General features: G+C 30.6%; 1 protein-coding gene. It reads left to right on the top strand.

The window, feature by feature from the left end:
* Positions 1 to 198, top strand: a 198-nt coding sequence (locus tag G9H60_RS13345) for an integrase core domain-containing protein (RefSeq protein ID WP_394369798.1), incomplete at its 5' end; no start/stop codon positions are given.
* Positions 199 to 255: the final 57 nt, after the last annotated feature.

The following is a 255-nucleotide window of genomic DNA, read 5'->3' as shown; positions in this document are numbered from 1 at the left end:
AAAGCAGAACGCATCAATGGCATTATTAAAAACAATTATTTACGGCATCGTAAAATCAATAACTTCGAAATGCTAGTCAAGGAAGTTGACCGCGCAGTATCACTTTATAATCTAGAAAAGCCACATATTGAGTTAAATAAAATGTCTCCTATTGCATTTGAAAAAAAACTACTAAATTTAAATCAAGCTATAAGCTAAATACCTAAAATACTTGAATATGAATCAAGTATAAGTGACACAAAACGGTCAACGTCA

Source organism: Aquirufa aurantiipilula (assembly GCF_019923745.1).
Classification (GTDB): Bacteria; Bacteroidota; Bacteroidia; order Cytophagales; family Spirosomataceae; genus Aquirufa; species Aquirufa aurantiipilula.
Note: the sequence above shows the minus strand (reverse complement) of the source record. Positions and strands in the feature narration are given on the sequence as shown.